We start from the raw sequence: 21,262 nt of genomic DNA, 5'->3' as shown, positions 1-21,262 counted from the left end.
GTAGCCAATCCCCGGCGCTGTGGGGTTACACCAGGTCCTGATCCCATTCCGGCTCGGCCTTGAACCGCTGCGCGAGAAAATCCAGCATGCTGCGCAAGGTCGCCGGCATGTGCTTGCGCGAGGTATAGACCGCATTCAGGTTGAGTTCGCGTGGCCGTGCTTCGGGCAGCAGGCGCACCAGTTCGCCCGTGCGCAGGGCGGCGGCAGCCTGGTAGGTCGGCAACATGGCGATGCCCGCACCGGCCAGTGCCGCCTTTTGCAGGGTCATCGCTTCATTCGCACTGATGTTGCCCTCGACCGGGACGGCAACGGCTTGGCCCTGTACCTCGAAATGCCAGAGGTGATGGCCGAAGTAAGCATGGGTCAGGCAGTTGTGCCCGCTTAATTCCTCGATCCGCTGCGGCGTGCCATGCTCACGCAGGTAGGCCGGTGCCGCGCACACCACCGAACGGCACACGGTCAGACGCCGGGCGATCAGGTTCGGGTCCAGGTCGTTACTGGTGCGGATGGCCAGGTCGATGCGCTCGTCCACCAGGTTGACCGTGCGATCGAGCATCTGCAGCTCGACCTTCACCCCGGGGTAGCGCCGTACATACGCGGCCACGGCATCCACCAGTTGAGCCTGCCCGAATGACGTACTGACGCTGATGCGCAGCGCGCCGCGGGGGGCGTCGTCCGGTTGGCGCACGGCCACCTGCAGGTCACCGGCGAGTTCCAGCAGTTGGCGGCAGCGTGGCAGTGTTTCCTGGCCGGCGGCGGTCAGGCTCAACTTGCGCGTGGTGCGCTGCATCAGCCGCGCACCAACCCAATCCTCCAGTTCTGCCAGGTAGCGTGAAACCACTGGCCTGGACAGTTGCAGGTGGTCCGCTGCCGCCGATTGGCTGCCCAGGTCGATGACGGTGACAAAAACGCGCATCGCGTTAAGACGGTCCATGATTTGCCCGATTTTAGAAACAAACTATGTTTGAGCATCGCATTTTTTGGCATGGATCGGGCAACTAAGCTGGTGAGCATTCTTCTTCAAGACGGACCGTTGCGATGTCGCTATTCACTCCCTTGCGTGGCCTGATGCTGGCCTGTGTTGCGCTGACCGGCCAGGCGCTGGCTGCCGAACCTTTGCAGTTGGACGTCTACAACCCTGGCCACGAAGCGATTTTCCCGGTCAGTTCGGTGATTGTCAGTGGCGAAAAGGACGCCGTGCTGGTCGATGCTCAGTTCGGCAAGGCCCAGGCCGAACAGGTGGTCGAGCGTCTGCGCGCCGGTGGCAAGCGGCTGACGACGATCTACATCAGCCATGGCGACCCGGACTACTACTTCGGCCTCGACACACTGACCCAGGCTTTCCCACAGGCCAAGGTCGTCGCCTCAGCGGCTACCGTCGCGCATATTCGCCAGACCATGGACGCGAAGCTCGCCTACTGGGGCCCGCAAATGGGCGCGGACAAACCGGCTCGTCTGGTCGTGCCTGAGGTGCTCGAAGGCCATCGCCTGACCCTGGAGGGCCAGGCGCTCGACGTGGTTGGCCTGGACGGCCCGCAACCTGATCGCAGCTTTGTCTGGATTCCGTCGATCAAGGCGGTGGTCGGTGGGGTGGTGGTTTCGGAACACATCCATGTGTGGATGGCCGATACCCAGTCGGCCAAGTCGCATGCCGATTGGCTGGGCACGCTCAAGCGGATCGAGCAGCTGGCACCGCGCACCGTGGTCCCCGGCCATTACCTCGGCCAAAACAGCCGTTCGCTCGCCGCCGTGCGCTTCACGGCGGACTACATTCAGGCATTCGATGCCGAAACCGCCAAGGCAAAAGACGCCGCTGCGTTGGTGGCTGCGATGAAAAAACGCTACCCGGACCTGGCCGACGAGAGCTCGCTGGAGCTCGGCGCCAAGGTCGCCAAGGGCGAGATGAAGTGGTAATTCCGTTCAACTGATGGAGTGTTTCCCATGAGCAAGATCGCAATCATTGGCGCCACCGGCCGTGCCGGCAGCCAGTTGCTGGAAGAAGCCCTGCGCCGTGGCCACAGCGTGGTGGCCATTGCCCGCGACCCGTCGCGGTTGCAGGGGCGTGAGGGGGTGACCGTCAAGGCACTCGATGCCAAGGACAGCGCGGCGCTGCAAGCGGCTGTCTCCGGTGTGGACGCGGTGTTGAGTGCTGCGCATTTCTCGACGATCGAAGCGCACGCGATCATCGAGCCGGTCAAGCGTGCCGGGGTCAAGCGCCTGCTGGTGGTGGGCGGGGCGGGTAGCCTGCTGTTGCCTTCGGGGCACCGGGTGATCGACAGCCCGGACTTCCCCGAGGCCTACAAGGCCGAAGCGAGCGCGGGCGTGCGTTTTCTTGAGGTACTGCGCCAAGAGCCGAACCTGGATTGGACCTTCCTGTCGCCATCGGCGGAGTTCGTCGAAGGTGAACGCAGCGGGCACTACACGCTGGGCAAGGATCATCTGCTGATCGGTGCCGATGGCAAGAGCTGGATCACCTTTGCCGACTACGCGATTGCCATGCTCGATGAGCTGGAGAAGCCGGCACATTCGCGGGCGCGGTTTACCGTCGGTTATTGAGCCACTGCCTGCAGCCAGTCCAGCAACTCGACCAGCCCGGCTGGCTGGTGCCTGGCCTGGCTGACCAGGTAGTAGCCTTTGCCGGTCGTCACCTTCAGGGCAAACGGCATGCACAGCCGTTTGCTGCGCAGGTCATCGCCGATCAGCGACCAATCGCCGATGGCCACCCCGGTGCCTTGGGATGCCATGGCCATCGCCATGTCCAGCGTTTCGAAATGCTGCTTTGGCCCCTGTACATCGACCGTGGCACCGGCCGCCTGCAGCCATAAACGCCAGTCATGCTCATCACGCGAGGGGTGCAGGAGCATATGGCGCATCAGGTCGTCGATGTTGGCCAACGGCAACGGGCCTTGCAGCAGCGAAGGGGCGCACACTGGCGTCAGTTGCTCGTCGAACAGCTTGCGCACCTGCAAGCCCAGGTTCGGCGCGCTGCCATACACCACCGCTGCATCAAAGCCTTCGCGAGCAAAATCCACCCCATGCTGCACCGTGGTGGTCAGCTCTACTGGCACATCCGGGCGCAGCGCCTGCCATTCCATCAGGCGCGGCAGCAGCCAGCGCATCACGCAGGTTGGCGCCTTGAGTTGCAATGTGGCGCTATGCCCGCCGACTTCCCGCACGCCTTGTTCGATCAGGGCAAACACCTGTTGCACCCGGGGCAGCCAGTCCTGGCCTTCACGCGTCAGGCTCAGGCCACGGGCCTGGCGCTGGAACAGGGCGTAACCGAGGTGCGCTTCAAGCGCGGCGATCTGCCGGCTCACGGCACCTTGGGTGATGTGCAACTGCTGCCCCGCACGGGTGAAATTGCAGTGCTGGGCGGTCACCAGGAAGGTGTGCAAGGCGGGCAGGGGAGGAAGGCGTTTCATTGCACTGAGCCATGATTTGAAGACATGGCTAGTATGTGTTTTTTTGCATTGTGGCGATAGCGCTGCCTTGGGTCCAATAAGCGTAGATTTCAACAAGACTCAAGGTAAACACACATGGCAACCTGCGGCGAAGTACTGGTCAAACTCCTTGAAGGCTATGGTGTGGACCATGTCTTCGGCATTCCAGGCGTGCATACCGTTGAGCTCTATCGCGGCTTGGCAACGTCCTCCATTCGTCATATCACCCCGCGCCACGAGCAAGGTGCCGGCTTCATGGCCGACGGCTACGCACGCACGCGCGGCAAACCCGGTGTGTGCTTCATCATCACCGGCCCGGGGATGACCAATATCACCACCGCCATGGGCCAGGCCTATGCCGATTCGATCCCGATGCTGGTGATTTCCAGCGTGCAATCGCGCGATCAGCTGGGCGGCGGCCGCGGCAAGCTGCACGAACTGCCCAACCAATCTGCACTGGTGTCGGGTGTGGCAGCCTTCTCCCAAACCCTGATGAGCGCAGACGACCTGCCCCAGGTACTGGCCCGGGCCTTCGCCGTGTTCGACGGTGCTCGACCGCGCCCGGTGCATATCGAGATTCCGCTGGATGTACTGGTCGAGCCGGCCGATCACCTGCTGCCGGCCCGCCCGGTCCGCAGCAGCCGGGCAGGTGCCGCGCCGCAGGCCGTGGCGCAGATGGCCGAGCGTCTGGCCCAGGCGAAGCGCCCGTTGATCCTGGCCGGCGGCGGCGCATTGAACGCTGGCGCTTCGCTGGCACGCCTGGCAGAGCAGCTTCAGGCACCGGTGGCCTTGACCATCAACGCCAAGGGCTTGCTGGCTTCCAATCATCCTTTGCAAATCGGCTCGACTCAGTCGCTGCCGGCTACCCGTGCGCTGGTGGCCGAAGCGGATGTGGTGTTGGCCATCGGTACCGAGCTGGCCGAAACCGACTATGACGTGACCTTCAAGGGCGGCTTCGAGATCCCGGGCAGCTTGCTGCGGATCGACATCGACCCGGACCAGACGGTGCGCAACTATCTGCCTGAGCTGGCGCTGGTCGCTGACGCCGACCTGGCCGCCGAAGCACTGTGCGTTGCCTTGCAACAGCAGCCGCTGCCGGCGCGTGAAAGTACCTGGGGTGCAGCACGCGTCACGCAGCTGCGCCAATCGCTGGCGGACGGCTGGGACCAGCCGACCCTGAGCCAGACCCGCCTGCTGACCAGTATCCTCCAGACACTGCCCAATGCCATTCTGGTCGGGGACTCGACCCAGCCGGTGTACTCCGGCAACCTCACGCTGGACATGGATGAGCCTCGCCGCTGGTTCAATGCCTCGACCGGCTACGGCACCTTGGGTTATGCACTGCCGGCGGCGATGGGCGCCTGGCTGGGCAGCGCCGCGCAAATTGCCGAGCGCGCGCCGTCGGTTTGCCTGATTGGCGATGGTGGCATGCAGTTCACCCTGCCGGAGCTGGCCAGTGCAGTCGAGGCGCAAGTGCCGCTGATCGTGCTGCTGTGGAACAACCAGGGTTACGAGGAAATCAAGAAGTACATGGTCAACCGCGCCATCGAGCCGGTCGGGGTGGATATTCATACCCCCGACTTCATCGGCGTGGCCCGGGCGTTGGGCGCTGACGCGGAGCATGTGAGTGATGTCGCGCAGCTGCAGGCGGCACTGGGGCGTGCGGTGGAGCGCAAAGGGCCGACGTTGATTCAGGTGGATCAGAATCAGTGGCAGGCGGCAGTCGCAGGTTAACTGAAACTGCCGGTAACCCTTACCCCGCTGTGGCGCGCAACCGCGCCACATCGCGGATCGGGGGTGCGCCATACAGCCGGCTGTACTCGCGGCTGAATTGCGAAGGGCTTTCGTACCCCACGCGATAGCCCGCCACCGCTGCCTCAAGCCCGTCATTGAGCATCAGCCGCCGGGCCTCCTGCAGGCGCAATTGCTTCTGGTACTGCAGCGGGCTCATCGACGTCACGGCCTTGAACCGATGGTGCAAGGTCGAGGTGCTGAGGTTGACCTCACGGGCCAGGTCTTCGATGCGCAACGGCTGCTGGAAGTTCTGGTTGAGCCAGGTGATGGCCTGGCATACCCGATGGGTCTGGCTGTTGGCCAAGGCGATTTCATACAGCCGATAACCCTGCGGCCCACGCAGCAGGCGGTAAAGGATTTCGCGGCGGATCAGCGGCGCCAGCATGGCAATGTCCCGTGGCGAATCCAGCAGGCGGATCAAGCGCAGCAGCGCATCCAGCAACGCTGCATCGGTCTTCTCGACATACAAACCACGGCCGGAAGGCAGGCTGGGCACCAACATCGGCCCGCTTTCGGCAATCAGCTGGCTGATCTCCGCCGGGTCCAAGTCCAGCCGCAGGCCCAGGCTTGGGTTTTCTGGGCTGGCATCGAGCTTCACGCCGCTCAGTGGCAAGGTCACCGACACCACCATGTAGTGCAGCGGGTCGTAGACGTACTGTTCGTCACCCAGAAACAGGCTCTTGCTGCCATGGGCAAGGACGCACAAGGCCGGCTGCGCCAAGGTGGGCACCGAGCGGACACTCTCCCGATAGCTGACCAGGTACAGGTCGTCGATGGCCGACGCGCTGCCGGGTGGGTCGCCGGCATGCCGGCGGATCAGCTCGGCCAGCTCCTGGCGTTGCACTTCCAGGGTCGGTTCGATGGACGTGGGGGTGGTCATGGTGGCTTCCTCTACTGACTGACGCAGCATAGGTTTGGGCAATGGCGGGCGCTAGTCGAAAGCTGCACGGCGATTGCCTGATCCTGCCGCGGTGCAGGATCAGGCAATCGCCCGGCAGTAATAGCCTAACGCGTCGCGCGTGCCAGCCTCTAACCTTGGCAGCCTGGTTTTTCGTCCGCCTGCTCAAGGAGATCGTGCAATGACCCTACGACAACCGGTCACCCACTTGGCTTTCATCCGTGCCAGCAGCGGTCGTTCGGCGGAGCTGGGCGCGCGCCTGCGCGATCTGCTCGAACCCTCATTGCGTACACCGGGGTGCCTGAGCTTCACGGTCCAGCGCTCGCAGGCCGACGCCGACCTTTGGCTGCTCAGCGGCAGTTGGCGTGATCAGCAGGCGATGAGCGGCTACTTCGCTTCGCCAACCCTGGAGGTATTCGGTGAGCTGGTGCAGGCGCAAGTGGTCAGCAGCCTGGACCTGCATACCTTCGATTGATTGCTGATGGGCACAGGTTAAAATGTCGCCTTCGATCAACTACCCAGAGCGCAGCATGGCACGTAGAGAATTCCCGCAGTTCGAAGCCGTTTCGGCGATGGTCCCGGTGGAAGGTGGTGGCTACAACGCCGCCATCGCGGTGAAGGCGCTGGGCATGGGCGGGGCGCCGCGCTTTCACAAGGTACTGGACGGCCAGGTGTTCAAGGGCGCCGTGGCGGCCGATGAGGCCGCCTGCGCCGAGCTGGAACGCCTGCAGGGCGTCACTGAAGAGGGCGAGCTGATCTGGTGATCAGTTGCCCACTTGTGGCCTGGCCATCTTGAACAGGTTGCCCAGTTCGAAATAGTCCGCCGGGCCGCCGCCACGCAGGATCGGTTCGGCGGCGGCGGTGTCGTAGATACCGTTTTTCAGCAGAGGCTCGGCAATGTGCACCGCCACCACTTCGCCGAGGATCAGCCAGCTGGGCACCGACTCCTGGTCTGCCCGTTTCAGCTGGACAATCTGGCTCACCTTGCACTCGAACGCCACCGGGGTTTCGCCCACCCGTGGCACCTTGACGACGCGCGATGGCGCTGCTGTCAAACCGCTCAGTTCGAACTCATTGACGTCTGCCGCTACCGCCGCGCAGCTCTGGTTCATCGCCTCGGCCAATGGCCGGGTCGCCAGGTTCCAGACAAACTCGCCGGTCTGCTCGATGTTGTTCAGGCTGTCTTTGCGCCCGACGCTGCAGAAACCGATGATCGGTGGGATGTAGTTGAAGGCGTTGAAGAAGCTGTAGGGCGCCAGGTTCAGGCGGCCTTCGCGGTCGTGGGACGAGATCCAGCCGATTGGGCGGGGGCCGACGATGGCGTTAAAGGGGTCGTGGGGCAGGCCGTGGCCTTTGGCGGGTTCGTAGTAGTACATCGGTGCTGGGCTTGCTGGCCCTACCTCTTGGGGGACGAGGCGCTAGTGTGCCAAGCCTTTGCCCGGCTGGAAATGATCAAGCCCGGCCGAAGCCGGGCTGGTTGCACGCATCAGGGGTTAGCTGATGCGGTGGGCGTTGGTACGGTCGAAGCCGTCTTCTGCAAAACGCTGGCCGCCGGTGCGGTCAAAGCCATCTTCGGCAAAACGTTGAGCGCCAGTGCGGTCGTAGCCGTCTTCGGCGAAGCGCTGGGCGCCGGTGCGGTCGTAACCATCTTCAGCGAAGCGTTGGCCGCCTGTGCGGTCGAAACCGTCTTCAGCGTACGCGGCGGATTGGCTCTGCACCGCTGCGAAGGTGTGGGCGCTGGTGCGGTCGAAGCCGTCTTCGGCGAAGGCGCCAGTGGCGATTACCGAGAGGGCCAGGGTGAGGATCAGTTTGTTTTTCATGGTCGTTGCTCCAGGGGGGGGCGAGAGGTTGTTTGTTTCTATGGGTTTAATCCTACGCCGATAAAATTGATAAAAAAGCGCAAAAAATAGCGTCTAGTTATCGATTTAATCGATGTGTTTGGCCGCGTCAGCGATGAGCCCTCGAGTGGGCTGAGGGGAACGTTGCAGGGTATGGATCAGCGTTTCGCCAGCCATTGCAGGATGACGATGTCGAATTAATGCGGCGTTAAGAACGAAAATAAGCCTGCGAGCGTTAATGAACGCTTTTTTCATACGCCATAAACCGATTTTTCAGGCTTTGCTCAGCACCATCGCCGCACTTAAAACCGGAGCGGCAAACAATGAATAAACTCCCGCAAATCACCTTGGCCTTCTGGGTCATGAAGATCTGCGCAACGACCCTGGGCGAGACGGCGGGCGATTTGCTGTCGATGACCCTGAATATCGGCTACGCGCTGAGCTCGCTGATGTTGATCAGCGTGTTTCTGCTGACCCTGCTCGGCCAGCTCTACTCACGGCGCTACCACCCGATGCTCTATTGGCTGGTGATTCTTTCCACCAGTACGGCCGGCACCACCATGTCCGACTTCATGGACCGCACACTTGGCTTGGGCTACGCCGCGGGCTCGTCGATTCTGATCGGCATCTTGCTGCTGACCTTCCTGGTGTGGCGCCTGAGTGGTAACCCCTTGGACGTCACCCGTATCAAGAACCGCGCGGGCGAGTTGTTCTATTGGGTGGCGATTCTGTTCTCGAACACGTTGGGCACCGCCTTGGGCGATTACCTGGCGGATGATTCGGGGCTTGGCTTCGCCGGTGGTGCGTTGCTGGTGGGCAGCGCCATCGCGATGGTGGTCGTGGCGCGTTACTGGACGCGCATCCCTGGCGTTGTGCTGTTCTGGGTCGCGTTCGTCCTGACTCGCCCATTCGGCGCCACCCTGGGCGACGTCCTGACCAAGCCACACGAGAAGGGTGGGCTGGACTTCGGCACGGTCGGCTCATCGGCAGTACTCGCCGGTGTGCTGCTGGTACTGGTGCTGATGGCAACCTATTACCAGCGGCGTGAGCCGCGTCAGGTGCTGGAGATGTCCTGAGTATTGATGCGATAACGGGTACTGCGGCCCCCGCCCGGCAGACGGGCCAGGCACGCCTTGTCGAGCAGGTCGGTGAGGTGGCGGGTTGCAGTGGCCTTGGAGACTTTCGCAACGGCCTGGTACTGCGCGGCATTGATGCCTTCTTCGAAGCCGCGTGGGCCCCCGTCGAGCAGCCGGTTGAGCACCTTGACCTGTTCGGGTAAAAGGCCGTGCGCCCGATGCACATGCCAGAACCTGGCTTTGGTGAGTATCCGGTCGATGTTCAGCAACGCCTGCTCGAGGCTGCGCAGCAGGGTTTCAAGGAACCAGGTCAGCCACCGGGTAATGTCGAGGCCGTCCTTCTGGCTGTTCTCCAGTATCTGGTAGTAGCCAGCCCGGTCTTCCAGGATGCTGGCAGACATGGCGTAGAAGCGGATTGCCTGCTGCTCGGCCTGGGCCAGCGCCAAGTCGGTGATGGCGCGGGTCAGGCGGCCATTGCCATCGTCGAACGGGTGCAAGGTGACGAACCAGAAATGGGCGACACCTGCGCGTAGCAGGGGGTCCAGGTGAGTGGCATGGCGGCTGCTGGCAAACCAATCGAGAAAAGCTGCAACCTGCTCTTCAAGGGCATCACGGGGCGGTACCTGAAAGTGCACCGTGGGCTTGTCGAGGCGACCGGAGATCACCTGCATGGTTGTCTCGTCACGCAGTTGGCCCACCAGAACTGCTTTGCTCAGGCCTTCTTCCGCCGCTGGGAACAACCAGTGATGCCAGGTGAACAGGCGCTGCAAGGTCAGCGGTTGGTCGTACCCGCGTGTCGCATCCAGCATCAATTCAGCCAGCCCTTCGCTCCGCGCAGTAGTCGCGCCTTGCTCATGGATGCCCAGCCGTCGAGCGAGGGACGAGCGCACCGAACCCACGTTCAGCTGTTCACCCTCGATCGCCGACGACGTGACAATGTTCTGCAGCAGTGTGTCGAGGATGTTCTCGCACTCGCTGATCGCATCGATGGAGCCGATCTTGCCCAGCAGGCGTCCTTGCATCTCGACGCAACTGCGTAGCAATGGGGCAAGCGCGTCGCTTTGCCACTGGAAATGGGGCCAGTCGGGTTGCTGCCATATCCATAGTGGGCTGTTCATGATCGCTCCAACTTCTCAGTGAGCCGAATAATACTGCTATTCGGCTCATCATGTGAGCCGAATAGGGCCGCTAATCGGCTCATGCCACCGCGATTTGCTTGCTGAGAGATAGGGTGAACGCTGCCAAGTGCTTGTCTTGGGTTTTGAGGTGGTGCGCAAATCGAGCGCCGCCCGCGCGGCGCTTCGCAGCACAAGGCTGCTCCTACATCTGTTTCGGGCCAGTTACGCCTGTACCTGCGCGCGCGACCGCCTTGTTTGTTCCGCACAATATCGAGGTGGCCGCCCAAGGGCCGCGCCGCCTATGTATCAGGGCTCATTGGCCCGAAACAGCTGTAGGAGCAGCCTTGTGCTGCGAAGCGCCGCGCGGGCGGCGCTCGATCTCAAAGGCGCATAAGATCCAGCGACAAGCACCCCCAAAAAAAGGGGCGCCCCGTGCAACGGAGCGCCCCTTTTTCATATCTGCCGGATCAGTATCAGTCGGTGGTGATGCGCGAATGATGCTTGGTGTCTTTCATGGTCGCGTATACCAGCAGCGAGCAGGCGATGCAGCCGGTGACGTACCAGTAGAAGCCGGTTTCCATGCCATTGCTCTTGAACCACAGGGCGACGTATTCGGCGGTGCCGCCGAAGATCGACACGGTCAGGGCGTATGGCAGGCCAACGCCCAGGGCGCGGATTTCAGTCGGGAACAGTTCGGCTTTGACCACCGCGTTGATCGAGGTGTAGCCACTGACGATGATCAGCGCCGCCATGATCAGGAAGAACGCGCCCCACCAGGTTTGCACGGTGTGCAAGGTGCTGAGGATCGGCACAGTGAACAGCGTACCGAGTACACCGAAGGCGATCAGAATCGGGCGCCGGCCGATCTTGTCGGACAGGCCGCCGATCACCGGCTGCAGGCACATGAACAGGAACAGCGTGGCGGCCGAGATGGTGGTCGAGTCGCTGATGCTCATGCCCACGGTGTTGACCAGGTACTTTTGCATGTAGGTGGTGTAGGTGTAGAAGGCCAGGGTGCCGCCCATGGTCAGGCCGACCACGGTCATCAGCTCTTTGGGATGACGCATCAGGGTGCGCATCAGGCTTTCTTTGGACTTTTCCTTCTTGGTGAAGGAGGCGGTCTCTTCCATGCCGCGACGCAGGTACAGCGCAACCACCGCGCACAGCGCGCCGATCACGAAGGGAACACGCCAGCCCCAGGCATACAGCTGCTCAGTGGTGAGCGTCTGTTGCAGGATGATCAGCACCGCCAGGGCGATAAGCTGGCCAGAAATCAGGGTCACGTACTGGAAGCTGGAGAAGAACCCACGGCGTTCCTTGCTGGCCATCTCGCTGAGGTAGGTGGCCGAGGTGCCGTATTCACCGCCCACCGACAGGCCCTGCAGCAAGCGTGCGAAGACCAGCAGGATCGGCGCGGCAACACCGATGGTTTCATAGCCGGGCGTCAGGGCGATGAGCAGCGAGCCCCCGCACATCAGCAGGACCGAGGCCATCAGCGCGGCCTTGCGGCCTTTGCGGTCGGCATACAGGCCCATCAGCCAGCCACCGATCGGGCGCATGAGGAAGCCCACGGCGAAGATCGCGGCGGTGTTGAGCAGTTGTGCGGTGGTGTCGCCAGCGGGGAAGAAGGCTTTGGCGAAGTACAGCGAGAATGCGGCGTAGACGTACCAGTCGTACCATTCGACCATGTTGCCGATGGAACCGCTGAAGATCGACTTCAGGCGGCTGGCGGTGGTTTTTTCTGCGGCCGGCGCGACGGCCGCCCCGGTTGGCAGGGAGGTGGCGTTATCCATCAGGGATACCTTCTCGTTGTTTTTGTGGAGCGCGCCGGAGCGCTGCTTGCCACGGTGATTGCAGAAGGTGTGCCAAATGGGTGCGAGGTGATTCATTTGAGGGCGCTGCACCCCGTTCGCAGGCAAGCCCGCCTGCACCAAGCCCACTGCGCATGCGGGCTTGGTTGGAGCAGGCTTGCCCGCGAAAGGCTGCAAGTCAGCCCCTAGAAGGTAAAGCGTTGGGGTCATGGATGAGCGGATTTCCGCTCATATAGCGCTGGCGGTAAGCAGAAATTCGCCTATTACAGGAAGTCTTCCCGCACCAACCCGTGCCGCTGCATTTTCTCGTTCAGCGTACGCCGCGGCAGTTGCAAAGCTTCCATCACCCCCTTGATCTCCCCTTTGCTCTGACGCAACGCCGCCCGCAAGCACTGCGCTTCAAACGCCTCCATCTGCTCGCCCAGCGACTGCCCGGCCGGTGCCACTTCTATGTTCGGCGAACCCAGCCCCAGCGCATGCCGCTCCGCCGCGTTGGCCAACTCGCGCACGTTGCCCGGCCAGTCGTGGGAAAGCAGCTGCGCCAACTGGCTGCCGCTAAGCGGCGGCGCTGTTCTGCCCAGTTTTTCAGCGCCAGCACGGGCAAAGTGCTCGAACAGCAAGGGAATGTCCTCACGTCGCTCTCGCAAGGGGGCCAAGCGCAGCTCGGCAACGTTCAAGCGATAGGCGAGGTCTTCGCGAAAGCGCCCGGCGCGGGCTTCTTCCAGCAGGTCCGGTTTGGTCGCGGCGATGATGCGCAGGTCGACGCTGATGCTCTGGTTGGCGCCCAAGCGTTCGAGCTTCTGTTCCTGGATCACCCGCAGCAGTTTTGCCTGCTGGGCGAGGGGCATGCTCTCGATCTCGTCAAGAAACACCGTGCCCCCGTTGGCATACTCAAGCTTGCCGATCCGCTTGCCCTGGGCGCCGGTGAAGGCGCCGCTCTCATGGCCGAACAGCTCGGCCTCAAACAGTGACTCAGGGATTGCCGCACAGTTGAGGGCCACGAAGGGTTTGCCCGCACGCGGGCCGAAGTCGTGCAGGCAGCGGGCCACGCGCTCCTTGCCACTGCCGGTTTCGCCGCGGATCAGCACATTGACCGGCAGGCCGGCCAGCTCCAGCACCTGCCGGCGCAGCTGTTGCAGGCCCTGGGACATGCCCAGCAGGGTGTTTTCGAGGCGTGACTTGAGGTCGGCCTGCTCGTGCAGCCGGCGGTTCTCCAGCACCAGTTGGCGCTTTTCCAGGGCGCGACGCAGGCTGCCCAGCAGGTGCTGCGGGGTGAAGGGTTTTTCGAGGAAGTCGTAGGCCCCCTTGCGCATGGCGTCCACCGCCATCGGCACATCGCCATGGCCAGTCAGCAGGATTACCGGCAGGTCGGGGTCCTCTGCCTGCAGGCGCTCGAGCAATTGCAGGCCATCCATGCCCGGCATGCGCACATCGCTGATGATCACGCCAGCAAAGTGCTGTGGCAATTGCGCCAGGCAATCCTCAGCGCGGGCGAACAGTTGCACGCTGAAGCCGGACAGGCTCAGCCATTGCTCGACCGCCGTGCGGATACTGGCTTCATCATCGACGACGATCACTGAATTCAACATACAGGCTCCAGGTCGCGGGGCAGGGTGAGGCTCAGGCGGGCGCCGCCCGGCAGGTTTTCGGCCTGCAGTTGGCCGCCGGCCTCGTGGACGATGCCGTAGGAAATGGCCAGGCCAAGGCCGAGCCCTTCGCCCACGGGTTTGGTGGTGAAGAAGGGGTCGAAGACCTTGGCCAAGTGTTCTTCGGCAATACCGCCCCCCGAATCGAGCACGCTCAGGCGCCACTGGTCGTGATCCAGCTCGATGCGAATTTCCAGGCGTTTGTAGCGTTTGTCGGCCATGGCGTCGAGGGCATTGCGCAGCAGGTTGATCAGCACTTGCTCCAGGCGGATGGCGTCCCCGCGCACCCAGGCCGGGCGTGCCAGGTACAGCGCGACCTCGACGCCCTCGCTGCGAATACGGGTATCCAGCAGGTGCAGGGCCTGGTCGACCACGCCGGCCAGGTCCAGGCGCTCGCGCAGCCCGACCGGGCTGTTGCGGGCAAAGGTCTTCAGGTGGCTGGTAAGCGCGGCCATGCGCGTGAGCATCTGTTCCAGGGGTTCAAGGGCCTTGCGCGCTTCGTCGTAGCGGCCATGGTCGAGCAGCAGGCGCAGGGTTTCCAGCTGCATGCGCTGGGTGGTCAGTGGCTGGTTGATCTCGTGGGCCATGGCCGCCGACATCTGCCCGAGTGCAGCCAGCTTGGCCGATTGCACCAGGCCTTCCTGCGCGGTGCGCAGTTCACGGGTGCGTTCTTCGACCTGGCGCTTGAGTGCTTCGCGGCTGCGCTGGCGCAAGCGTGCCAGGCGCAGGCGCTGGCTGACGAACAGCGCCGCGAAGACCAGGCTCAGCCACACGGCCGCAGCGCCAAGGGCGGCGTTTCGGCCGTCGGCGGCGACCTGCGGTTTGCGCAACAGGTGCAAGGTCCAGTCTTCACCTTGCAGCGGCAGGCGTTCCCACAGGTATTCGGCGACGCCCTCCGGGCCTTGCACGCGGGCCAGGTGGCTATTGTCGGCAAAACGGGTCAGTACCTGATGCTGCAGGGGCACCAGGGGCTGTTTGTCGTACTGGCGGGTCTCAGCCAGTTCTGCACGGTCAGCGCCGCTCAGCGGCTGCAGCTCGCGGTAGCGCCAGCCGTCCTGGTTGGCGATGAAGGTGATGCCACGCGCATCGCTGACCAGCAGGATATCGTTGCCCTGGCGCCATTCACGTTCCAGCTCGGGGAATTCGAGCTTGACCACCATGGCACCGAGGAAGCGGCCATGCTCATCATTCACTGCGCTGGCCAGGAAGTAGCCTGGCACGCCACTGGTCACACCCACCGCGTAGAAGCGGCCGCTGCCCTGGCTGCGGGTCTGTTTGAAATAGGGGCGAAAGCCGTAATTGGAGCCCACGTAGCTGCTCGGCAGCCGCCAGTTACTGGCCGCGATGGCCAGCCCGGTGCGGTCGAGCAGTTCGAGGGTAGACGAGTTGGCGGCACCGTTGATGCGTTCAAGCTTGCGGTTCAGGGCGTCTTGTACCGGCTCGCTGACCGGGCCGCGCAGGGCTGCGATCAGCTCCGGGTCGAGCGCCAGCACGGCGGGCAGGGCGCGGTAGCGTTCGATCAGGGTATGCAGAGCGTTGGCGTACAGGCCCAGTTGCTGGCTGGCGCGCTGGGCGTCGTCTGCCATGGCCTGGCGCTTGGCCTGGTGCATGGCCCAGCCGGCGCTGAGCGCGGTGCCAAGCAGGATGAACAGGACGATCAGCCCCAGACGCAGGGCGCGAAAGGAAAACGGCATGGGGCGGATCCGAAAGATGAGGAATTCAGTGCCGGCCCTATCGCTGGCAAGCCAGCTCCCACAGGTATTGCAGTGCCCCTGTGGGAGCCGGCTTGCTGGCGATAGGGCCAGTACCGGCGTTCAACCGCTTACAACAACTCGAAACTTTTCTGCTGCACCGCCTCGGAGTCCAGCCCTACCTGGACATTGAACTCCCCAGGCTCGGCAACCCGCTGCAGTTGGCCATTGTAGAACTTCAGGTCTTCCTCACTGATGCTGAAGGTCAAGGTTCGCGACTCGCCAGCCTTGAGCATCAGTTTCTGGAAATTCTTCAGCTCTTTGACCGGGCGGCTCATGGAGGCCGAGACATCCTGCAGATACAGTTGCACCACGGTCTCGCCGTCACGCTTGCCGGTGTTCTTCACCGTGACCTTGGCCTCCAGCGTAGCGCCACGCTTGAGGTCCTTGCTCGACAGGGCCAGGCCCGACAATTCGAAGCTGCTGTAGCTCAAGCCATAACCAAACGGATACAGCGGCCCGTTGGGCTCTTCGAAGTACTGCGAGGTGTAGTTGCCGGGCTTGCCGGGTGTGAACGGCCGGCCAATGCGCGTGTGGTTGTAGTACATCGGAATCTGCCCGACTGAACGCGGGAACGTGATGGCCAGTTTGCCGGACGGGTTGTAGTCGCCGAACAGCACGTCAGCGATGGCATTGCCGCCTTCGGTGCCGCTGAACCAGGTTTCCAGCAGGGCGTCGGCCTGCTCGCGTTCCCAGGCAATCGACAGCGGGCGGCCATTCATCAGCACCAGTACCAGCGGCTTGCCGGTGGCTTTCAGGGCCTTGATCAGTTCGCGCTGGCTGGCCGGAATTTCCAGGGTGGTACGGCTCGACGACTCGTGAGACATGCCACGCGACTCGCCGACCACCGCGACCACCACGTCGGACTGCTGCGCGGCCTTGACCGCTTCATCGATCAATACCGCGGCAGGGCGCAGGTCGTTGACGATTTCCGGGGCGTCGAAGTTGAGGAAGTTCAGGTAGTCGAACATCGCCTTGTCGCCGGTGACGTTGGAACCCTTGGCGTAGACCAGCTTGGCCTTGCCTTCTACGGCGCGGCGCAGGCCTTCGCGGACGGTCACCGAATGCACCGGTTTGCCGTCGGCCGCCCAGCTGCCCATCATGTCGATCGGCGCATCGGCCAATGGGCCGACCAGGGCAATGGTGCCGGCCTTCTTCAGTGGCAGGGTCTGGTTGCGGTTTTCCAGCAGGACCAGGCTGCGGCGGGCCACGTCACGCGCGGCGTCGCGGTGCAGGCGGTCGTTGCCGTAGTAGTCCTTGAGGTCAGTTTCGGCTTTGCCGATCCGCACGTACGGGTCTTTGAACAGGCCCATGTCGTACTTGGCGCCAAGCACTTCGCGCACCGCCTGGTCCAGTTCGCCCTGGGTTACTTCACCGTCCTTGAGCAGCCCGGGCAGCTCTTCGCCGTACAGGGTGTCGTTCATGCTCATGTCGATACCGGCCTTGATCGCCAGTTTGGCCGCTTCACGGCCATCACGGGCAACCCCGTGGCGGATCAGTTCCTGGATGGCGCCGTGGTCACTGATGGTCACACCTTTGAAGCCCCACTCCTTGCGCAGCAGGTCGTTCATCAACCAGGTGTTGGAGGTGGCCGGCACGCCGTTGATCGAGTTCAACGCCACCATGACCCCGCCAGCACCGGCATCGAGCGCGGCGCGGTAGGGCGGCAGGTAGTCGTTGTACATTTTCGTCAAGCTCATATCGACCGTGTTGTAGTCGCGGCCGCCTTCCACCGCGCCATATAGGGCAAAGTGCTTGACGATGGCCATGATGCTGTCGGGGTTGGCCGGGCTGCTGCCCTGGAACGAGCGGACCATCACCTGGCCGATTCGCGAGGTCAGGTAGGTGTCTTCACCAAAGCCTTCACTGGTGCGGCCCCAGCGCGGGTCACGGGCGATGTCGACCATCGGCGCGAAGGTCATGTCCAGGGCGTCGGCAGCGGCCTCGATGGCGGCAGTGCGGCCGACCTTGGCAATCGCGTCCATGTCCCAGGTCGCGGCCATGCCCAGGCCGATCGGGAAAATGGTGCGCTCGCCGTGAATGGTGTCGTAGGCGAAGAACATCGGAATCTTCAGGCGGCTGCGCATGGCGGCGTCCTGCATCGGCCGGTTCTCGGGCGCGGTGCGCGAGTTGAAGGTGCCACCTATGCGGCCTGCGGCGATTTCTTCGCGGATTTGCTCGTGGGTCATCTCCGGGCCGATGCTGATCAGGCGCAGTTGGCCGATTTTTTCGGCCTCGGTCATCTGGCTGATCAGGTGATCGATGAACGCCTGCTTGTCCTGCAGGGGCGGAGCGGTAGGGGCGGCGAGGGCCGCCTGACTGACAAGGCCCATGGCCAGGCCCAGCAAAGACAGTTTCATCATCAATTCCGTTGTGGGGCCTCTGCCGTATCCACCGTGATACGCGCGCGGCCGAAGTTTTCAGGCGGCTATTGTTGTACAGTTCGGGGGCGATTCTTCCAGCGGCGGATTATGCCTGAATATGTCGGCGGCCGATGGCACCCTGAATGCCTGGACAACAACAATAAGAACGATCGAGAGACCGCTGGCATGACCCCCCTCAACGAATACGATCAACGTCAGATCGCCGAAGCCATTGCCCGTGCCGAACGGCGCACCGATGCCGAACTGGTAACGGTGCTGGCCCGCCGTGCCGACGATTACGCCTACCTGCCACTGTTCTGGGCCGCGGTGCTGGCGCTGGCCGTGCCGGGCTTGCTGCAGATGCTGCTGGGCTGGCCCGGTATCCGTGGCCTGCTGGTGGCCAACGTCGTGCTGTTCATCGGCTTGTGCCTGCTGCTGCGCCACCCGCGCCTGGCCGGCTGGCTGATCCCGCGTGCCTGGCGCCGCTGGCGGGCGTCGAGCCTGGCCCGCCAGCAGTTTCGCGAGCAGAACCTGCAGCGCACCCACGGTGCCACGGGGGTGCTGATTTTCGTCAGCGAAGCGGAGCGGCACGTGGAAATCCTGGTCGACCGAGGGGTCGAGCAATACCTCGATGCCAGCGCCCGCGCGGCCATCGTAGGGCGCTTTGCCGAGCAGGTGCGTCAGGGCCGGACCTTGCAGGGCTTTGTCGATTGCATCGATGCTTGCGGCGAGTTGCTCAGCGAGCACGTGCCGCCCACCCATGCCCGCAACGAACTGCCCAACCGTTTGGTGATTCTGGACTGACAAAAGCAGGCGTATGGATTGGGGGGCCAGCCTCACACCTGTAGAATGCGTGGCATTGCGCAACGCGCTCCCCGCAACTCGAGGCACCGTTTTTCATGTCCGCCAGTCCTTCCGCTTCCACTGCGCCAGATGCGCGCGCCCAGTTCCTTGAGCTGCTGAGCGCTGCCCTGCACGGCAATACCTTGGTCAAATTGGTGCTGGCGCGCCATGTGGGTGCCGACCAGACCCTGCAGCGGATCATCGCCAAGCCACTGCAGGTCAAGGGCCAGCCCTGCCTGTCGCTGGTGTATCGCCATCAGACCCGTGACATCACCCGTAACCTGCCACTGGAGCAGGCCGAAGTGTTGGTTGCCGAGCTGCTGCCTGAGAGCTTTCGCAATGCCCACCTGTTCGATGCGGACGGCGAGGTACAGCTGACCTTCAGCAAGAAAGGCAAGCCCATGCTCCAGCGCCACGGCGCCCAGGCGCCGCGTGATGCGGCTGCGAGCAGTAGCCATGACCGGGAGAAAAAGCGTTACCTGGAGCTGTCACGGCCCTTTTTGCGTGACCTGGGCGTAACCGATGCGCAAGGTGCGCTGATCCCGTCGATGTCGCGCAAGTGGAAGCAGATCAACAAGTTCATCGAGGTGTTCGAGCACGCCCTGGCCAGCGCGCCGCTGCCGGCCGAACAAGCCCTGCGCGTAGCCGACTTTGGCTCGGGCAAGGGTTACCTGACCTTCGCCATGCACGACTACCTGCGTAACACGTTGGGCCGCGATGCCCAGGTGACCGGCGTGGAGCTGCGCCAGGAGATGGTCGACCTGTGCAACGCCGCGGCCTCGCGGCTGGACCACCCGGGCCTTGAGTTTCAGTGCGGCGATGTACGCAGCGTGGTGCCCGAAGCCATCGAGGTAATGATCGCCCTGCACGCGTGCGACATCGCCACTGACTACGCCATTCACACCGGCATCCGCTGCAACGCCGCGATCATCATGTGCTCGCCGTGCTGCCACAAACAGATCCGCCCGCAACTTCACAGCCCAGGCTTGTTACAGCCGATGCTGCAGTATGGGTTGCACCTGGGGCAGCAGGCCGAGATGCTCACCGACAGCCTGCGAGCGCTGTACCTGGAAGCCTGTGGTTATGAAACCAAGGTGTTCGAGTTCATTTCGTTGGAACACACCAACAAGAACAAGATGATTCTTGCGGTGAAGCGCAAACAGCCGGTGGATAACGCGGCGCTGCTGGAGAAGATTGCGCAACTCAAGGGGTTTTATGGGGTGCAGGAGCATTGCCTGGAGACGTTGTTGCGGGGGGATGGGTTGATTGAGGGTTGAGGGGTGGGCTTTTGTGCGCATGCCGTGAGTACTGCAGCGGCTGTAAGACCGAGCGCCGCCCGCGCGGCGCTTCGCAGCACAAGGCTGCTCCTACATCTGTTTCGGGCCAATTACTCCTGTGGCATGGTCGCGCGGCCCCTTCGTGCACGCCTCAATATCGAGTCGGACCAACAAGGCGTTCGCGCGCCGCCTTCACAGGCGTGACTGGCCCGAAACAGATGTAGGAGCAGCCTTGTGCTGCGAAGCGCCGCGGGCGGCGCTCGGCCTCAAAGGCGCCAAAAATGTTGTGGCGAACAGATACCTAACTCAACGCCGAGCAGCCGGCACCTCGATCGCCAAGTCAGCCAACCCCAACGGGTGCGTACTCGCATCGAAAAAGTGCAGCGCAGTCGCCGGCAAATCCCCGAACCGATCAATGAAGTGCTGCTTCTGATTGATCACCGACGCCTCCCCCAACGGCCGAATGGCAATCGACAAATGGCGAGGGTGTGCCTGTCGAATCGCCTCGACCAGGTGCTGGTCACTGCTGTCCAGATGCTGCCCGAACAGGCATAGCCCCTGGCTCTCCTGCGCCAATTGCGCCAAGCACCAGCTGAGGTAGTCCGAGTGACGAATGGCGCGCAGCTTTTCGTCGCTGCGGTCTTCATTGATGAACAAGGGCACTTCACCCGGAATGTTCACGGCAAAGCCATCGAGCAATTCGGCGCTCTCTGCGCTGCGTTGGCGGGTGGTGCCGTCCGGCAGTTTCAGCAGGTGCAGGCCGCCATGCAGGTGCAGCACGCGGGTGCCTTCACTGCGGGTGCGGCGTACGTCGAAAAAGCCTTGCTCATCAAACAGCTCGGCAAACCCTTGTGGGGCGTGCTGCACGGCCCAAGGCACGATCAGGTCGTAATTGCTGGTGTAGATATTGCGATAGCCGCGCAAGGCTTGGTTCAGCATGGCCAGCGTGGCGGCTGGCATCAGCGGCCATGGCAGGTGCACTGTGCGCACGGCATGAATCAGCGCTTCCTTGATCGAGTAGTAGCGGTTCAGCGGTGCAGTGGAGTTGATGGCCAGCGCCGCGTTGACCCGCACCGTGCTGTTGAGGGCGCTGAGCACGGGCTCGAACAATTCGGTGGCGAGTGACTTGAACAAGGCTTGGTCGCTGATCGCCAGGCCTTTTTTGCGGCCCGCGCGCTGCGCTTCCTCGAACAGCGAGAAATAGCCAAACGGCTTCCACAGTGCACGGCTGGCGCCGTTGCCCAGCAGCAGGGCGTCGCAAGGGTGGCGTTGGTCGAGTTCTGGCCAGGGGGTGAGGTAAGCGTCAAGTGCGGGCATACGGGGTCCGTAGGGCGGAGCGGAAAACCGGGCGACTGTAGCATGTCATTCAAGCGCTAGGTGATTGAGGCTGGCGAGGACAAGAAGTCA

19 protein-coding genes are annotated in these 21,262 nt (G+C 63.1%); 8 read left to right on the top strand and 11 right to left on the bottom strand.

The genetic code is table 11. From position 1 onward, the window contains the following. Positions 1–25: 25 nt before the first annotated feature. Positions 26–934 (bottom strand): LysR family transcriptional regulator, encoded by a 909-nt coding sequence (locus LOY53_RS21595; RefSeq protein ID WP_099430320.1) that lies wholly within the window; start codon positions 932–934, stop codon positions 26–28. Positions 935–1,038: 104 nt separating this feature from the next. Here LOY53_RS21595 and LOY53_RS21590 point away from each other — a divergent pair, with 104 nt between their 5' ends. Next, positions 1,039–1,914 (top strand): MBL fold metallo-hydrolase, encoded by an 876-nt coding sequence (locus tag LOY53_RS21590; protein WP_252825707.1) that lies wholly within the window; start codon positions 1,039–1,041, stop codon positions 1,912–1,914. 27 nt (positions 1,915–1,941) lie between these two features. Next, positions 1,942–2,556: an NAD(P)-dependent oxidoreductase gene (locus LOY53_RS21585; protein WP_252825705.1), complete on the top strand. Its 615-nt coding sequence runs from the start codon at positions 1,942–1,944 to the stop codon at positions 2,554–2,556. Here LOY53_RS21585 and LOY53_RS21580 read toward each other — a convergent pair. Continuing rightward, positions 2,550–3,422 carry a LysR substrate-binding domain-containing protein gene (locus tag LOY53_RS21580; RefSeq protein ID WP_252825704.1) on the bottom strand — a complete coding sequence of 291 codons (873 nt, stop codon included), beginning with the start codon at positions 3,420–3,422 and terminating at the stop codon, positions 2,550–2,552. The genes LOY53_RS21585 and LOY53_RS21580 overlap by 7 nt on opposite strands. Positions 3,423–3,536: 114 nt before the next feature. Here LOY53_RS21580 and LOY53_RS21575 point away from each other — a divergent pair, with 114 nt between their 5' ends. Next, a complete protein-coding gene (locus LOY53_RS21575) occupies positions 3,537–5,174 on the top strand; it encodes a 5-guanidino-2-oxopentanoate decarboxylase (RefSeq protein ID WP_099455192.1) in 1,638 nt (545 codons plus the stop codon). A 19-nt stretch (positions 5,175–5,193) separates the two neighbouring features. Here the strand turns inward: LOY53_RS21575 and LOY53_RS21570 are convergent, their stop codons facing one another. Then, the gene (locus LOY53_RS21570) at positions 5,194–6,114 is read right to left on the bottom strand and encodes an AraC family transcriptional regulator (protein ID WP_027594107.1); all 921 of its coding nucleotides are present in this window, start codon (positions 6,112–6,114) and stop codon (positions 5,194–5,196) included. 199 nt (positions 6,115–6,313) lie between these two features. Between LOY53_RS21570 and LOY53_RS21565 the strand changes: the two genes are divergently transcribed. Next, positions 6,314–6,607, top strand: a complete 294-nt coding sequence (locus LOY53_RS21565) for a putative quinol monooxygenase (RefSeq protein ID WP_027594108.1) — start codon at positions 6,314–6,316, stop codon at positions 6,605–6,607. 55 nt (positions 6,608–6,662) lie between these two features. Continuing rightward, complete coding sequence (locus tag LOY53_RS21560; protein ID WP_099455191.1) at positions 6,663–6,896, top strand: hypothetical protein; 234 nt, start codon at positions 6,663–6,665, stop codon at positions 6,894–6,896. On the opposite strand, the gene LOY53_RS21555 is transcribed toward LOY53_RS21560, so the two are convergent. Beyond that, positions 6,897–7,508, bottom strand: coding sequence for a flavin reductase family protein (locus LOY53_RS21555; protein WP_258703274.1), 612 nt, complete (start codon positions 7,506–7,508; stop codon positions 6,897–6,899). A gap of 117 nt (positions 7,509–7,625) precedes the next feature. After that, positions 7,626–7,952 carry a hypothetical protein gene (locus LOY53_RS21550; RefSeq protein WP_099455190.1) on the bottom strand — a complete coding sequence of 109 codons (327 nt, stop codon included), beginning with the start codon at positions 7,950–7,952 and terminating at the stop codon, positions 7,626–7,628. 341 nt (positions 7,953–8,293) lie between these two features. On the opposite strand from LOY53_RS21550, the gene LOY53_RS21545 reads away from it, so the two are divergent. Further along, positions 8,294–9,046, top strand: a complete 753-nt coding sequence (locus LOY53_RS21545; RefSeq protein WP_252825701.1) for a hypothetical protein — start codon at positions 8,294–8,296, stop codon at positions 9,044–9,046. Here the strand turns inward: LOY53_RS21545 and LOY53_RS21540 are convergent. From LOY53_RS21540 to bglX, 5 genes are all read right to left on the bottom strand, one after another. After that, the gene (locus tag LOY53_RS21540) at positions 9,025–10,164 is read right to left on the bottom strand and encodes a Fic family protein (protein ID WP_258703273.1); all 1,140 of its coding nucleotides are present in this window, start codon (positions 10,162–10,164) and stop codon (positions 9,025–9,027) included. The two genes, LOY53_RS21545 and LOY53_RS21540, sit on opposite strands and share 22 nt — an antisense overlap. 473 nt (positions 10,165–10,637) lie before the next feature. Then, positions 10,638–11,957, bottom strand: coding sequence for an MFS transporter (locus tag LOY53_RS21535; protein WP_085273593.1), 1,320 nt, complete (start codon positions 11,955–11,957; stop codon positions 10,638–10,640). A 281-nt stretch (positions 11,958–12,238) separates the two neighbouring features. Continuing rightward, positions 12,239–13,564: a sigma-54 dependent transcriptional regulator gene (locus tag LOY53_RS21530; RefSeq protein WP_085273592.1), complete on the bottom strand. Its 1,326-nt coding sequence runs from the start codon at positions 13,562–13,564 to the stop codon at positions 12,239–12,241. After that, a complete protein-coding gene (locus LOY53_RS21525) occupies positions 13,558–15,315 on the bottom strand; it encodes an ATP-binding protein (protein WP_085273591.1) in 1,758 nt (585 codons plus the stop codon). Before LOY53_RS21525 ends, LOY53_RS21530 begins: the two co-directional genes overlap by 7 nt. A gap of 128 nt (positions 15,316–15,443) precedes the next feature. Further along, positions 15,444–17,735, bottom strand: a complete 2,292-nt coding sequence (gene bglX / locus LOY53_RS21520; protein ID WP_027594116.1) for a beta-glucosidase BglX — start codon at positions 17,733–17,735, stop codon at positions 15,444–15,446. A gap of 186 nt (positions 17,736–17,921) precedes the next feature. Here bglX and LOY53_RS21515 point away from each other — a divergent pair, with 186 nt between their 5' ends. Together LOY53_RS21515 and LOY53_RS21510 are read left to right on the top strand one after the other, a co-directional pair. Further along, positions 17,922–18,539, top strand: a complete 618-nt coding sequence (locus LOY53_RS21515; RefSeq protein ID WP_252825697.1) for a TPM domain-containing protein — start codon at positions 17,922–17,924, stop codon at positions 18,537–18,539. A gap of 95 nt (positions 18,540–18,634) precedes the next feature. Continuing rightward, positions 18,635–19,855: an SAM-dependent methyltransferase gene (locus tag LOY53_RS21510; protein WP_252825696.1), complete on the top strand. Its 1,221-nt coding sequence runs from the start codon at positions 18,635–18,637 to the stop codon at positions 19,853–19,855. A 306-nt stretch (positions 19,856–20,161) separates the two neighbouring features. Here LOY53_RS21510 and LOY53_RS21505 read toward each other — a convergent pair whose 3' ends face one another. After that, positions 20,162–21,172 carry a DUF4917 family protein gene (locus LOY53_RS21505; RefSeq protein ID WP_252825694.1) on the bottom strand — a complete coding sequence of 337 codons (1,011 nt, stop codon included), beginning with the start codon at positions 21,170–21,172 and terminating at the stop codon, positions 20,162–20,164. Positions 21,173–21,262: the final 90 nt, after the last annotated feature.

Origin of the sequence: Pseudomonas sp. B21-031 (assembly GCF_024748985.1) — a bacterium.
Classification (GTDB): Bacteria; Pseudomonadota; Gammaproteobacteria; order Pseudomonadales; family Pseudomonadaceae; genus Aquipseudomonas; species Aquipseudomonas kermanshahensis.
Note: the sequence above shows the minus strand (reverse complement) of the source record. Positions and strands in the feature narration are given on the sequence as shown.

Excerpts from the sequence above, each read along its gene's own strand:
- LOY53_RS21530 (WP_085273592.1), bottom strand. The coding sequence starts at position 13,564 with ATGTTGAATTCAGTGATCGTCGTCGATGATGAAGCCAGTATCCGCACG.
- LOY53_RS21535 (WP_085273593.1), bottom strand. The coding sequence starts at position 11,957 with ATGGATAACGCCACCTCCCTGCCAACCGGGGCGGCCGTCGCGCCGGCC.
- LOY53_RS21580 (WP_252825704.1), bottom strand. The coding sequence starts at position 3,422 with ATGAAACGCCTTCCTCCCCTGCCCGCCTTGCACACCTTCCTGGTGACC.
- LOY53_RS21585 (WP_252825705.1), top strand. The coding sequence starts at position 1,942 with ATGAGCAAGATCGCAATCATTGGCGCCACCGGCCGTGCCGGCAGCCAG.
- LOY53_RS21510 (WP_252825696.1), top strand. The coding sequence starts at position 18,635 with ATGTCCGCCAGTCCTTCCGCTTCCACTGCGCCAGATGCGCGCGCCCAG.
- bglX (WP_027594116.1), bottom strand. The coding sequence starts at position 17,735 with ATGATGAAACTGTCTTTGCTGGGCCTGGCCATGGGCCTTGTCAGTCAG.
- LOY53_RS21560 (WP_099455191.1), top strand. The coding sequence starts at position 6,663 with ATGGCACGTAGAGAATTCCCGCAGTTCGAAGCCGTTTCGGCGATGGTC.
- LOY53_RS21595 (WP_099430320.1), bottom strand. The coding sequence starts at position 934 with ATGGACCGTCTTAACGCGATGCGCGTTTTTGTCACCGTCATCGACCTG.
- LOY53_RS21505 (WP_252825694.1), bottom strand. The coding sequence starts at position 21,172 with ATGCCCGCACTTGACGCTTACCTCACCCCCTGGCCAGAACTCGACCAA.
- LOY53_RS21555 (WP_258703274.1), bottom strand. The coding sequence starts at position 7,508 with ATGTACTACTACGAACCCGCCAAAGGCCACGGCCTGCCCCACGACCCC.
- LOY53_RS21590 (WP_252825707.1), top strand. The coding sequence starts at position 1,039 with ATGTCGCTATTCACTCCCTTGCGTGGCCTGATGCTGGCCTGTGTTGCG.
- LOY53_RS21550 (WP_099455190.1), bottom strand. The coding sequence starts at position 7,952 with ATGAAAAACAAACTGATCCTCACCCTGGCCCTCTCGGTAATCGCCACT.
- LOY53_RS21565 (WP_027594108.1), top strand. The coding sequence starts at position 6,314 with ATGACCCTACGACAACCGGTCACCCACTTGGCTTTCATCCGTGCCAGC.
- LOY53_RS21515 (WP_252825697.1), top strand. The coding sequence starts at position 17,922 with ATGACCCCCCTCAACGAATACGATCAACGTCAGATCGCCGAAGCCATT.
- LOY53_RS21575 (WP_099455192.1), top strand. The coding sequence starts at position 3,537 with ATGGCAACCTGCGGCGAAGTACTGGTCAAACTCCTTGAAGGCTATGGT.
- LOY53_RS21545 (WP_252825701.1), top strand. The coding sequence starts at position 8,294 with ATGAATAAACTCCCGCAAATCACCTTGGCCTTCTGGGTCATGAAGATC.
- LOY53_RS21540 (WP_258703273.1), bottom strand. The coding sequence starts at position 10,164 with ATGAACAGCCCACTATGGATATGGCAGCAACCCGACTGGCCCCATTTC.
- LOY53_RS21525 (WP_085273591.1), bottom strand. The coding sequence starts at position 15,315 with ATGCCGTTTTCCTTTCGCGCCCTGCGTCTGGGGCTGATCGTCCTGTTC.
- LOY53_RS21570 (WP_027594107.1), bottom strand. The coding sequence starts at position 6,114 with ATGACCACCCCCACGTCCATCGAACCGACCCTGGAAGTGCAACGCCAG.